Below are 13,405 nucleotides of genomic sequence, written 5' to 3'. Positions count from 1 at the left end.
CCGATACGATGAACGATCATGAAACGCTTTCTCTCGCCAAGGTGGCCCAGCGCCTGCTGGGTCAGTTTCCCGACTTGCATGGGCTGGCACGCCAGGCGGCGGGCCATGTGCTTCGACGCCAGCTGGGCTATTGGCTGGATCCGGACGGGATTTACTGGCACGAGTTCCAGTCGGCGACCAGTAGTGCGTTGAGCTTCACCGGCTGGCGCCACAATGGGCCGCCACGGCGGTCTCTTAGCCTTACCGAACTGGTCATCCAGCGATTCAGCCCACAGCAGCAGGCCAGTGCTGACGAGTTGAGCCTCTATGGTGGCTTCTACCGGGTAGATGCCAGCCACACCGCGTATGACGAGCGCAACGAAGTGCGGCTCGATCCACAGCAGGTACTGAACGCGTTCTGGCAGCTGGACTTTGCGGGGCGCTATACCCAGTTGCTGGGCACATTTCGGTCACGCCATGGCGAAGACTACTGTGTGTTGGCCCGCGCCCGCTTCATTGCTGCTGTGGGCCAATCCGTGTTGAGCCAACCTGAGCGTCAGGAACTGATGGGCAGGACAGTCGCTGTAGCCGCACTGCCAGCTACCGTGCAAGGCTTGCGATTGGCCAGGCAGGCAAATGTCTCGTCTGGATGGAGCACACTCGTCATCGGCAGTATCAGCGCCAAACTGATGTTTTTGTACAAGCTGAAGAGTGGCAGGTTGTGCCTGTATCTTGTCGATGCACAGGCGGTGGTGCAGGTATTTGACGACCGCCATGCATTTCAGGAGTGGATGGCTGACCAGGCCACCACAACTGCGGGGAGAGAGCGGCTGGCCAGGCTGTTCGTCGGGGACGGGATGCTGGCGCAGGCGCTACGCCCGCGTTTACGCCATTACTTCAAGTTGCTCGTACAATCGCGGGGTAATACCGCGATTTCCGGGCAGGCCGTTGAAGGTGACCTGTTCGTTCGTCTGCGCGATTCGGTCATGGATGACCTGACCAGCGACGCCCACGAACGGCTGACCACCAACGCACAGCTGCGCAAGGCCGATTGGTTGGCAGGCTTGCAAGCTGCGAGTTTCATCGTTGCGCCGATGGCGCCGCTTGGCTGGCCAGTGGTATTGGCATCGCTCGGTCTGGGCACTGCAAGCCTGGCTCTGCACCTGGACCGGGCAATCAATGGCAAGCAGGCCTGGCGCACGGCAGCCTGGTGGTCAGTACTGACAGATATCCTGTTCATCCTGCTCGATATAGCCATGATGCGTGCCAGCGAGCTGTTCACTGATGGCCACGTCCCACCGCGCGTGACTGGTCAGGCGCAAGCCTCCGCTGCCAAGGTCGATTGGGGGCTTTACATGGCGCCGGCGGCAGACGACCTGCTGGCGGTGTCGGATCAGGCGCTGGCCCGCCAGGAAGCCCTGTTGGGCGCGGTTCCGTGGACTGATCTCGATGCCGTGGGGCCCCATGGCGAGTATCTGGATGCATTCAGTGAGCCTTACCCCGTGTATCGCGATGAGCATGGTTTTGGTTCGCCCGCCATTGCCGAGTACACCAGCTCGCCGGAGCGTTACAACAACCTGTGGCGGGGTATGCCGCTGGAGGGCACTCGCGCGGGGAATATCCAGCGCAGCCACGACCTTGCCCGCGCGCTCGGGCAAATTGGCGTCAGTAATCAGGTGAGGCTGTATCGGGCTGCCTCCAGCCTGCGGGGTACGGGTTTTCAGGCAGTTGGCGAGGGTGCCATTGAAGTGGGTGACGTGCTGGTGACCACCGACTTCACGTCATTCACGGAAAACCCCTATGCCCTCTGGGAAGTTTTCAACGACCCGCAGACCCAGGTCAGCGGCAGGGGGGCTTTTGATGAAAATGCGTTGGTGTATGTATTGGAACCGGGCGAGGACATGCAGGCGACGCCTATCGGACCCTTCTCAAGGCGACCGGATGAAGCGGAGTCTTTGATGATGCCCGGGCGCTACCTGCAAGTGGAAAAGGTGACGGCCGTTCAAGGGCACAATTATCGCTTTACGGAGGTGTACCTGAAGGCACTGGCGCAGGCGCCAAGCGGGAAGGCCGTGCGTGACATGCGCACAGGAAAGCTGTTCGATCGCCAGGCACTGGCGGGGCGACTGGGCGCCGAGGATGATTCGTTGATGCGCACGTTCTTTGCGCTGCCCACCTGAGCAAACGTGAAAGGGGCCGCTGCGCGGCCCCTGATCAAGGCCTCAGCCCTGCTTCACTTCACGCATCGGTTTGCCTTTCACTGGAGCATCCCCTGCCACGTAGTATTTGGCGGTGCTGCGCGGCAGTGGCTTGCGACCACGGATCCTGTCCGAAATCTTTTCGGCAATCATGATCGTGGTGGCGTTGAGGTTACCGGTGATGATCAGCGGCATGATCGACGCATCCACCACGCGCAGGCCCTGCATGCCATGCACGCGGCCTTCGCCATCGACCACTGCCATGTCGTCGGTGCCCATCTTGCACGAGCAGGAGGGGTGGAAGGCGGTTTCGGCGTGCTCGCGGATGAACTTGTCCAGTTCTTCGTCGGTTTGCACGTGGGCGCCCGGGCTGATTTCGCGGCCACGGTACGGGTCCAGCGCCGGCTGGGCCATGATTTCACGGGTCAGACGAATGCCGTCACGGAATTCCTGCCAGTCCTGCTCGGTGGACATGTAGTTGAACAGGATGCTCGGGTGCTGGCGCGGGTCTTTCGACTTGACCTGGATGCGGCCGCGGGCAGGCGAGCGCATGGAACCCATGTGCGCCTGGAAGCCGTGCTCCTTCACGCCGTTGGAGCCGTTGTAGTTAATGGCCACCGGCAGGAAGTGGTACTGGATGTTCGGCCACTTGAACTCAGGGCGGGTACGAATGAAACCACCGGCCTCGAACTGGTTGCTGGCGCCGATGCCGGTGCCATTGAACAACCACTCGGCACCGATGGCCGGCTGGTTCCACCACAGCAGCGATGGGTACAGCGATACCGGCTGGGTGCAGGCGTACTGCAGGTACAACTCCAGGTGGTCCTGCAGGTTTTCACCAACGCCCGGAAGGTCGTGCACAACCGGGATGTCGAGGCTTTCCAGCAGGGCGCGCGGGCCGACGCCGGAGCGCTGCAGCAGTTGCGGCGAGGCGATGGCGCCAGAGCTGACGATCACTTCCTTGCGGGCGCGGGCTTCAACGCGTTCTTCGCTGTCGCCGACCAGGTAGGTTACGCCTACGGCGCGCTTGCCGTCGAACAGCACGCGGTCGGTCAGGGCGTGGGTGACGATGGTCAGGTTCGGGCGTTTCTTTGCTTGGTCCAGGTAGCCACGGGCGGTGCTGGAGCGGCGGCCGTTCTTGGTCACCGAACGGTCCATCGGGCCGAAGCCTTCCTGTTGGTAGCCGTTGAGGTCTTCGGTGCGCGGGTAACCGGCTTGCACACCTGCTTCAACCATGGCGTGGAACAGCGGGTTGTTGCCAGCCTTTGGCGTGGCGACACTGACCGGGCCGTCACCACCGTGGTAGTCGTTAGGGCCGATATCACGGGTTTCGGCTTTGCGGAAGTACGGCAGGCAGTCGAGGTAGGTCCAGTCTTCCAGGCCTGGCAGTTCTGCCCAACCGTCGAAGTCCAGGGCGTTGCCGCGGATGTAGCACATGCCGTTGATCAGCGACGAGCCACCCAGGCCCTTGCCACGGCCACACTCCATGCGGCGGCCGTTCATATAAGGTTCCGGGTCGGTCTCGTAGGCCCAGTTGTAGCGGCGGCCTTGCAGCGGGAAGGCCAGGGCGGCTGGCATCTGGGTGCGGAAGTCGAAGCGGTAGTCGGGGCCACCGGCTTCCAGCAGCAAGACGGTGACGCCGGCGTCTTCGGTCAGGCGGGTCGCCAGGGTGTTACCGGCCGAGCCGGCACCGACGATGATGTAATCGAATTCTTGGGACATGAAAGTACCCTCGTGTTGGCGGTGATCGGGGAGCGGGAACGCCCGTGCGCGGTGGCACGGGCGGAGCTAGACAGGGTTCAGAAAACCGAGTTGTAGCCGCCCAGCTCGACCTGGACCGACTTGATGCGAGTGTATTGAGCCAGCGAGCTGACGCCGTTTTCACGGCCGACGCCCGACTGCTTGTAGCCACCTACCGGCATTTCGGCCGGCGATTCACCCCAGGCGTTGATCCAGCAGATACCGGCTTCGAGCTTGTGGATGATGCGGTGGGCGCGGGTGATGTCGTTGGTGCAGACACCGGCGGCCAGGCCGTAGTCGGTGTCGTTGGCACGGCGGATCACTTCTTCTTCGGTTTCGTAGGTGAGGATGCTCATCACCGGGCCGAAGATCTCTTCCTTGACGATGGTCATGTCGTCGGTGCAGTCGGTGAACACCGTCGGGGCAACGAAGGCACCTTTGGCGAAGTCACCGGCAGTCAGACGCTCGCCGCCGCACAGGACACGGGCACCTTCTTCCTTGCCTTTGGCGATGTAGCCCAGCACGCTTTCCATGTGCTGGAAGCTGACCAGCGGGCCGAAGTTGGTGTTTTCGTCTTCCGGGTTGCCAACGCGGATGCGGGCAACGCGCTCGGCGATCTTGGCTTCGAAGGCCGCCTTCATTTCAGCCGGGATGAACACGCGGGTGCCGTTGGTGCACACCTGGCCCGAGCTGTAGAAGTTGGCCATCATGGCGATGTCAGCGGCCTTGTCCAGATCGGCATCGGCACAGATGATCAGAGGCGACTTGCCGCCCAGTTCCATGGTCACTTCCTTCAGCGAAGAGCTGGAGGCGCTGGCCATGACTTTCTTGCCGGTGGTGGTACCGCCGGTGAACGACACTTTTTCGATGCGCGGGTGCTCGGTCAGCCAGGTGCCGACTTCGCGGCCGCTGCCGGTCAGAACGTTGAACACGCCGTTTGGCAGGCCGGCTTCGGTGTAGATCTCGGCCAGTTTCAGGGTGGTCAGCGAGGTGACTTCCGACGGTTTGAAGATCATCGCGTTGCCAGCGGCCAGGGCCGGGGCAGATTTCCACAGAGCGATCTGGATCGGGTAGTTCCAGGCACCGATACCCACGGTCACGCCCAGCGGCTCGCGGCGGGTGTAGACGAAGGACGATTCGCGCAGCGGGATCTGCTCGCCTTCGATGGCCGGTACCAGGCCTGCGTAGTATTCCAGCACGTCGGCGCCGGTGACGATGTCGACGTAGCGGGTTTCGGAGTACGACTTGCCGGTGTCCAGGGTTTCCAGCATGGCCAGTTCGTCGTTGCGTTCGCGCAGGATGTCGACGGCACGGCGCAGGATGCGCGAACGCTGCATGGCAGTCATCGCAGCCCAGACTTTCTGGCCACGCTCGGCGCTTTCGACGGCTTTCTCGACGTCAGCCTCGGTAGCACGTTGTACGTGGGCGAGGACTTCGCCGGTGGCCGGGTTGATGGCTTCGAAAGTGGCATCGCTGCCAGCGTCGACGTAAGCGCCATCAATGTAGAGTTTTTGCGTTCCGAAACGGGCCATAGTGTCCTCGCAAGTGCAGTGTGTGGTTTGGCTTGCGCGTCACGCTCCTGCCGGGTTGGCAAGGGCCCTGCGCGCATTGTCAGCAGCCTGGTCGTTTGTGCCCAGGGTGTGCTGCTTGGCCAGTTGTAGTTCCATGTATTCGTAAGCAATCCGTATCGCCTGGTCGGTGTCGAATGCATCACCCGACAGGGCGCCACGCAGCCACAAACCGTCGATCAGGGCTGCCAGCCCGCGGGCTGCCTTGCGCGCATGGTAAAGCGGCAGGGCGCGGCGGAACTGGCAGCACAGGTTGGAATACAAGCGGTGGTCGTTGATCCGCTGCAACCTGTGCAAATCGGGCTGGTGCATGCTGGAAGCCCAGAAGGCCAACCAGGTTTTCATTGCCGGGCCGTTTACCTGGCTGGCATCGAAGTTGCCTTCGATGATCACTTTCAGGTGAGCGCGCGGGCTGTCGTCTTCCAGGGCCTGGCGACGTGCTCTGACGCCATCGTTGAGCATGCTCATGATGTAACCCATCGTCGCTGCGATCAGGCCGTTCTTGTCCCGAAAGTAGTGACTGATGATGCCGTTTGACACACCGGCCAGACGGGCAATCAGCGCAATGCTGGCGTCCCCCAGTCCGACCTGATCGACCGCCTGCAATGTGGCTTCGATCAACTGCTGGCGCCGGATGGGTTGCATACCGACCTTGGGCATCTTGCTATCTCCTCAGGCCTGCGAGCAGACGACAGGCGGCTGACTCGGCGAAGGCCAGTCTATTTTGTTTTGATTGAACGTTCAATCAATAAAGAATAAGCTCTGCGACAATTTGTGCCATTGACAGTTTTTCAGGCGGTCGAGAAGGCACGGATTGACACCCCAGGAAATCGCGTAACCCCCGGAATACAAGGTGTTGACGGGCATGAGCGATGCGAAATGCAGATTCTGCCGTACGGCCATTGGCCCTGCGACAGGCCCTTGGAGCGGGCGGGGTGACCTGTGACGAATGCGCGCACCTCCGTTGAGGCGTGGCATTTTAAGCAGGCCATCTGTCTGTTTTTGGCAACGTATCGATTCGGGATCACGGTTTCCAGGGTTCTTTTATAACACCTGATGCAGTGGGGATATTCCACCAATTGCTCGGGAAGACTGATTAGCCTCCACAGCCGCACTGCCCGGAGCATTCGTGCAATGAGTTCTGCCTCACTTACCAAGCCCCCCGCCGAGAGGGTTCGGGTCAACCGCGTGGTGTTCTTCACCTCTGCGCTGATGATCCTTGTTCTGACTGCCTTGCTGATCGCTGTACCCGAAACCGCCGGCCAGGTGCTGGGCGTGGCCCAGAAGTGGCTGACGCGCACCTTTGGCTGGTACTACATGCTGGTCATTTGCGGATATCTGCTGTTCGTCGTCTACCTGGCTTTCTCCGACTACGGCAGCCTCAAACTCGGTGGCAAGGACGACCAGCCTGACTTCAGCTACGGCGCCTGGGCCGGCATGCTGTTCTCGTCCGGTATCGGTATTTCGCTGCTGTACTTCGGCGCTTCCGAGCCGCTGGACCACTATTTCAACCCACCGGAAGGCACACCTGCCAGCCTCGAGGCCGCGCGCCAGGGCCTGCAGCTGACCTTCCTGCACTGGGGCCTGCACGGCTGGGCGATCTATGCCCTGGTGGGCTTGGCCGTGGGTTACTTTGCCTACCGCCACAACCAGCCGCTGGCACTGCGTTCGGCGCTTTACCCATTGGTCGGTGAGCGTTGGGTAAAAGGGGCAGCAGGCAACGCCGTGGACATCTTCGGCATGTTCGTCACCCTGCTGGGCCTGGTGACCAACCTGGGCATCGGCGCGATGCAGGTATCGTCCGGCCTGGAATACCTGTTCGGCATGGACCACAGCAAGACCAACCTGCTGATGGTGATCCTGGTCATGGCCGGCGTGGCGACCGTGGCAGCGGTGTCGGGTGTGGAAAACGGCATCCGCCGCCTGTCCAACCTGAACATCATGCTGTTCAGTGGCTTGTTGATCTTCGTGCTGCTGGGCGGCGAAACCCTGCACCTGCTCAACGGCTTCGTGCAAAACGTTGGCGACTACCTCAACGGCATCGTGCTGAAAACCTTCGACCTCTATGTGTATGAAGGCGAAGCCGGCAAGTCAGAGCGCTGGCTGGGCCTGTGGACCGTGTTCTACTGGGCCTGGTGGATCTCCTGGGGCCCGTTCGTCGGCATGTTCATTGCGCGTATTTCCAAGGGCCGCACCGTGCGCCAACTGGTGATGGGTGTGCTGCTGATCCCGCTGGGCTTTACCCTGGCCTGGCTTTCGATCTTCGGCAACACCGCGCTGGACCTGGTGATCAACCAGGGTGCCGTGGAACTGGGCAAGACCGCGCTGGAACAGCCCTCGATGTCGATCTACCAGCTGTTGGAATACTTCCCGGCAGCCAAGATCGTCATTGGTGTGGCAGTGTTCGTCGGGTTCGTGCTGTTCCTCACGCCGGCCGACTCCGGCGCGGTGATGATGGCCAACCTGTCGTGCACCGGCGGCAAGGTCGACGAAGACGCCCCGCACTGGATGGTGGTGTTCTGGTCCGTGGTGATCACCCTGGTCACCATCGGCCTGCTGTTTGCCGGTAACTTCGAAGCCATGCAGACCATGGTCGTGCTGGCGGGCCTGCCGTTCTCGGTGGTGCTGGTGCTGTTCATGTTCGGCCTGTACAAGGCCATGAAGCAGGACGTGGTGATCGAGCAGGAGCGCGCCGAACTGGCGGCCCGTGGCCGTCGCGGCTTTAGCGAACGCCTGACCCAGCTGGAACTGCAGCCGACCCAGGCCGTGGTGCAGCGCTTCATGGACAAGCAGGTCAGCCCGGCGTTGAAAGAAGCCGCTGCACAGCTGCAGACGCAGGGCTTCGAGGTGGAAACCCGCGTTGGCCAGTCGCGCAACCTGATGGGCTTGCGGGTGATGATGGAAGAAGGCAACCCGTTCGTTTACGAAGTGAGCCTTGACGGCTATATGGCCGCGTCGAGCGAGGCGCCGGTCGAAGGTGAGCCTGAACTGCGCCAGCGCTTCTACCGCGCCGAGGTCTACCTGCATGACGGCAGTCAGGAGTACGACCTGATGGGCTTTGCCCCAGACCAGATCGTGCGTGATGTGCTCGATCAGTTCGAGAGCCATCGCCAGGTGCTGGGGCGTGTCTACAGCTGACGTGGTGTACTAAAGTGAAGGCCCTGCCGAATGTGCAGGGCTTTTCTTTAGTGAGCAGTATGTAGTGCGGGTGTCGGGCATGTTTGCCGCAACCTACCGTTTTTCACGGTGGAGGCACCCAGCATGACCAGTCCCCAGGTTCCAATCTTCGATTTCAGGCAGGCGGTTGCCAGGCAGTTCGACGATCGCCCGACGCTGCGCAAGGTCGCCAGTGAACAGCTGTTGCGCGTGTTGCTCTCAGAACTGCCCTGGTTGGCCGATGTCAGCCCCGTTTTGACAACGGCGGACCCACTAATGCTGGACAGCCCGGCCCCCTCCAACCCTTACTGGACCAACGGCCCCTTGGTGGACCGGGTACTGGCCGCCCTGCTCGATTCGCAGCCGCTTAGCCTCGAGCCATTGGATGATGGCCGCCATTACAACCTCGGCCTGACCGAGGCCTATCGTTTTCCTGGCTCCATTAGTGAATTCGACACCCGCCAGCTGTCAGGCTTGTCGCCTGCGCTCAATAAACTCGTGCAGCAGCTCCCCCAGCATTTCTGCGAGGCCCAGCTCGAATACTGGAGGGCTAATGACAAAGGCGGTGTCCGGCGCGACAGCTGGTTGCAGTTGCTGTTAAGGATAGCGTTGCTGCGCGGCCTGCCGCTGCAAGGTCTGGACGCACAGGAGCAGGCGTGTATCCGTGGCGTGCTGCACGGCGGTGACGACCAGCCAGCTGTATATTTTGTCCAGACTCAGCTCATCAGTGCCTCGCTGCAGCATGATCAGTTGCAGTGCCTGATGCTGGTTTGCGGCGAGTGGGATGAGCGCGAGGTAGTACTTTGGTGCGCGCCTTCGGGGACCGTGCGCAGCTTCGACTCGTTGACCGCGTTTGGTCTCGCGCTGCGTGACGAACTGGCACAGGACTATGCGTTCGAGCAGATGCGCTGGCAACGCTATCCGGCCGAAGGCAATGTGTTTGCCCAGCAAGTTTCGCTCTTGCTCGACGCGCTGCTTGACCGGGTTGAGCGAGCCCGCTATTTGGCTATCAAGGATGTTCCGGCCCTGGAGCGGCGTTTTGCCCAGCTCAGTGATCCTTCATCCTGGTTCGAGGTATACCAGAATGACACGCCGGCAGTCGTGCCGCCTCCAGGGTTGCGCGCCAGTGCTGCCCAGGACAGTTTTGCCTGCAGCGCCGCATTGCTGCAGATCGCGCTGCATCAGCTCGATTCGGGCGGCGTGGCGGCACTGGAGGGTATCCAGTCGTTGACCGACTACGCTCGCCAGCGGCTGGAGGAGCAGATCCACGACGACCATGGGGTTGACGTCTCGCCGGACGATTTGATGTTCGACCTTTATCTGGCTCGTGGGCTACCGGGAGGCTCGGCAACGGGCACGGGTGGCGGGGAGCCGTTAGAGTACGCAGGCAGCAAGACGCTCACCGAATTTGCCATCGGTAACCTCGCCTCCCTCAAAGGGGCGAGCATCGAGCGCATTTACCTGCGTGGCGGCGGTGATGCCCCGCAATGGCTGGATGCCGACGTTGCCAGGGCACTCATCAACAAGGTGGATATTGGCAGCCATTACCCTGCCTACGTCGCCACGCAGCTGGACGACCCGGCCATGCGCGCGGAGCGGGTCAGGCGATTGGGCGGTGAATGGCGTGCTGCGCTGCTCGCCAGTGCGATAACTGCCAAGCTTGGGGGAAAGATCAGAGAGGCCGGACTGCAATGTGTGGTCGACTTCTGCGCCGGGCACGTCGATCCTGTCACGCCGCGAATGGTATTGATTCCGTTGGCGTTCAAGCGCAGCGCAACGTCGGCGAATACAGACAAGGTACAGGGCATGTACCTACTGTATTGCGCAGAGCCTTCGCTGGTACTGCTCTATCGCCCGCTGTTCGCCCGTGACACGTTACGTGAATACCCCAATCTGCCGGCTTTATTGGGTCATGTACGCGAGTCGAAGATCCTGCAGGACAGTATTCTCGACTGGATGGAGCCGAACGTCAGGCCAATATACGACCATGGAGGGTTCAGTGAACCTCATATCACCTCCATAGGTATCGATCCCTATATCAATCCCGAGCGTCCAAAGCCCGCCCAGTTGGCGATCACATACTGGCCCAGCGACATTGACGAGCAGCTCTACAGGGCCAACCGTGACCTGCTGCTCAGGCTCGCCGACGAGCAATCCGTATCCAACGCCGAGAACCGTTGGCAGACACTGTGTGAGGGCGCCTGGCTACTGTTCAATGTGGTGACTTTGGCGATCCGTGGGCCGGTGGCCTCTGTCGCTTGGCTGGTGCAGCTGCTGGCTTCCCTGCAGCACGACCTTGACGCCCTTGAGCGCGGTGACGAGTTTGACCGAACATCTGCAGTTGCCGACCTGGTGCTCAACCTGGGTATGGCGTTGCTGCATGGCAGGCAACCGCTACGGGAAGTTCCAAACCATGAACTGCCCGGCGCAGTAGCCGTTGAAGGGCCCGAGCCTCAGCGAGGAGCCTATGCCGAGCTAACCCTCGCCCCGGCTGAGGAAGCGCTCGCCAACGAAGGCCTTCCTGGGCGCTGGCTCGATTTTTCCTGGCGCGGCCAGAATGGTTTCAACTGGTTACCGCCTGCACAGCGGCAAGCACTTCAGGCAATGCGTTCAGGGGTGTCGCTCAATGGCAGGGTGCCGTTGAGTAGTGGAGACACGGCGGGCTTGTACCGTATCGACGACGCGCTATACGTCGTCTTGGCCGGGGATGCCTACCGCGTACAGCAATTACCTGAGGGTGTGCGGGTAGTCGACGCCCAAGGGGCAGGGGGGCCTTGGCTGAGCTTTGCCGATGGCGTCTGGCGACTGGACGCGTCACTGCGTCTGGAGGGCGGCATGCCCCGGGACACCACCCGCGCTCGGCTGGCAAAGCGATTCCAAGAGTTGCATGAGAGCGTCAACCAGTTGGACCAGCAGATCGAACGCGCGAGAGAGCAATTCGGCCAGATGGCCAAGGATTCGCTGGCGTCGAAGAAAACACTGCAAAACCTGAAGGACCTCAGGAGCAGGACAGCCGCAAGTCTTGCGGGCCTGCCGGAGGGGAGTGAAGATGCCCAGTTGCGTGCGCTGCTCCAGCAATGCGATGAACGTATAACCAAGTTGGAGCGCGAAGCTTCCCAGCACAGAGACCAGTCAATAAAGCAGTTGGAAGCCGCTGTCAGTGCCGAAAAGGCATTACTCCCGATACTCGCAAGCATGAAAGAGCCCAAGTATGCCAGCGAGCGGCAGAAAGGCGGGTGGGATGAAGCGCTCCTGGGGCATGAGACGACCGTTCGCGAGGGGCTCATCCGCAATAGCGACTTCATCGTCAACGAGCTCTGGAACCTTGTGGATGTCCCCGGGTTAGCCGAAATGCAGCAGGCGCTGGAGGGGAAGCCAATCGCTCAAGTGTCCGACTTGTACCAGGCGTTCCGTCTCAAGCTGCAAACCGCTGTCGACCTGCAGGATCGCATACTGACGGGCTACGAGAATCTAGATCAATTCCTGACCGATACACCCGACGACTTCACAATTCCCGGAGCCGCGGGTGAACCTGCGCGGACGGTTGCGCAGTTAATCGCCCTGCGCACCTTCAACACGGTTCAGCTGCGATTCCATCAGGTATTGAACCTGACGGACCTAGCCTTGCACCTTGATAATGAAGCCGGGCGATACATCCTTGTTGGCTACCGTGATGAACTGGCGGGCCTGAGCCTGCGCAATGCGGCTGAAGCTCACGGCGAACTGGATTTCGCCAACCTGTCGGCGCAGGACAGGATTGTCATCCTGCAGGAAGCCTGGGATGAGTACAGTGCTGCAATGCTCAACAGCGACCGCATTCGCAAGGAGGAAGGAAGTTTGATCGAACCGGCGATGCTCGAACGATATCGGGAGCATGTCGGCAAGCTCAAGCTCGATGCCGGCCGCCGTCTGGTCGAGGCTGTTCGCGAGCAGGATGATGCCAGCGTGCCCACCAGGCGTACGCCTTATCCTGTGTCCAGCGTGCCGCAGCGGCTGGTGCGCAATGCACATGGCCAGTTGCAGATCGGAACCGAGGTGCAAGTGCAGGGGCAGCGCCTGCTTGAGGTGCGTGAGGGAATCAGCGGAGCGGTGCTTGCGACATTTGAATATGTTGAAGGAGAGTGGCGTCAGCGTGAGGTAGTACGGCCCTCGTTGCCAGATGAAACGCCCCCAGACGATTTGGCCATGTGGGTGCAATCATTGCTGGATGAAACCAGTACGGTGCGGATGAAGGCCAAATCGTATGTCGAGAACGATATCAAAGGTACCTTGCTCGCTCAGTTATTCGACCTGCATCTGGACAAGCTGGCGCAGGCGGCGAGTACCGTACGCGCCGCGGGTGGCAACGACTCACTGATAAGGGCCTTGGAGCGGGATGCGGATGCGTTGCGCGGGGAGAAAAAGCTCCAGCTCATTACCCTCTACACCGACACCAGCTACCCATCTGCCGAAGCCCTGCGCTTCTTGCACGGTGAAGGCTTGATCGCCGTCGAATATAGCGAGCGCCGGATCATGCAAGACGGCGGTGCCTTTGACGAGTATCGTGTGCTACGCCTGCCGACCAGACGTAATCTCTGGGCTGTACATTTTCATTTCCAATCGCAGAGCGACCATGGTGAAAATTTTGTAGTCGGCCACCTGAAAACCTGGAGTCAGCGTCGCTTGAGTAGCCGTCTCGCAGCCATCGCGGGGCAACGGCTTCATCGTGGCAAGCTGACGCTGGAGGAAGCCAGGGGGATCATTCCCTTCCACTGACCTGGCGAT

Annotated in this window: 6 protein-coding genes and 1 pseudogene; 4 read left to right on the top strand and 3 right to left on the bottom strand. The window is 61.1% G+C overall.

Annotation, left to right across the window (positions count from 1 at the left end; all coding sequences use genetic code 11):
• Positions 1-8: 8 nt before the first annotated feature.
• Positions 9-2,159 (top strand): dermonecrotic toxin domain-containing protein, encoded by a 2,151-nt coding sequence (locus LVS58_RS01625; protein WP_233689617.1) that lies wholly within the window; start codon positions 9-11, stop codon positions 2,157-2,159.
• A gap of 42 nt (positions 2,160-2,201) precedes the next feature.
• On the opposite strand, the gene betA is transcribed toward LVS58_RS01625, so the two are convergent.
• The 3 genes from betA to betI form a co-directional block, all read right to left on the bottom strand.
• Entirely contained in the window at positions 2,202-3,899 is a 1,698-nt protein-coding gene (gene betA / locus LVS58_RS01620) for a choline dehydrogenase (protein ID WP_233689616.1), read from the bottom strand.
• A gap of 77 nt (positions 3,900-3,976) precedes the next feature.
• Positions 3,977-5,449, bottom strand: coding sequence for a betaine-aldehyde dehydrogenase (betB, locus tag LVS58_RS01615; RefSeq protein ID WP_003249182.1), 1,473 nt, complete (start codon positions 5,447-5,449; stop codon positions 3,977-3,979).
• Positions 5,450-5,488: 39 nt separating this feature from the next.
• Entirely contained in the window at positions 5,489-6,145 is a 657-nt protein-coding gene (gene betI, locus LVS58_RS01610) for a transcriptional regulator BetI (protein WP_233689615.1), read from the bottom strand.
• Between the two features lie 531 nt (positions 6,146-6,676).
• Between betI and LVS58_RS01605 the strand changes: the two are divergent.
• The 3 genes and pseudogenes from LVS58_RS01605 to LVS58_RS01600 all read left to right on the top strand — a co-directional run bounded on the left by LVS58_RS01605 (position 6,677) and on the right by LVS58_RS01600 (position 13,396).
• Positions 6,677-8,211 (top strand): annotated as a pseudogene (locus LVS58_RS01605) (BCCT family transporter).
• Positions 8,159-8,623, top strand: a complete 465-nt coding sequence (locus LVS58_RS25200) for a hypothetical protein (RefSeq protein WP_173881252.1) — start codon at positions 8,159-8,161, stop codon at positions 8,621-8,623. Before LVS58_RS01605 ends, LVS58_RS25200 begins: the two are co-directional and overlap by 53 nt.
• A 123-nt stretch (positions 8,624-8,746) precedes the next feature.
• Positions 8,747-13,396 carry a dermonecrotic toxin domain-containing protein gene (locus tag LVS58_RS01600; RefSeq protein ID WP_233689614.1) on the top strand — a complete coding sequence of 1,550 codons (4,650 nt, stop codon included), beginning with the start codon at positions 8,747-8,749 and terminating at the stop codon, positions 13,394-13,396.
• Positions 13,397-13,405: the final 9 nt, after the last annotated feature.

It is taken from the genome of Pseudomonas sp. JR33AA (assembly GCF_021378985.1).
Lineage (GTDB): Bacteria > Pseudomonadota > Gammaproteobacteria > Pseudomonadales > Pseudomonadaceae > Aquipseudomonas > Aquipseudomonas alloputida.
The sequence above is the reverse complement of the archived record's forward strand: the minus strand, read 5'-3'. Positions and strand labels throughout refer to the sequence as shown.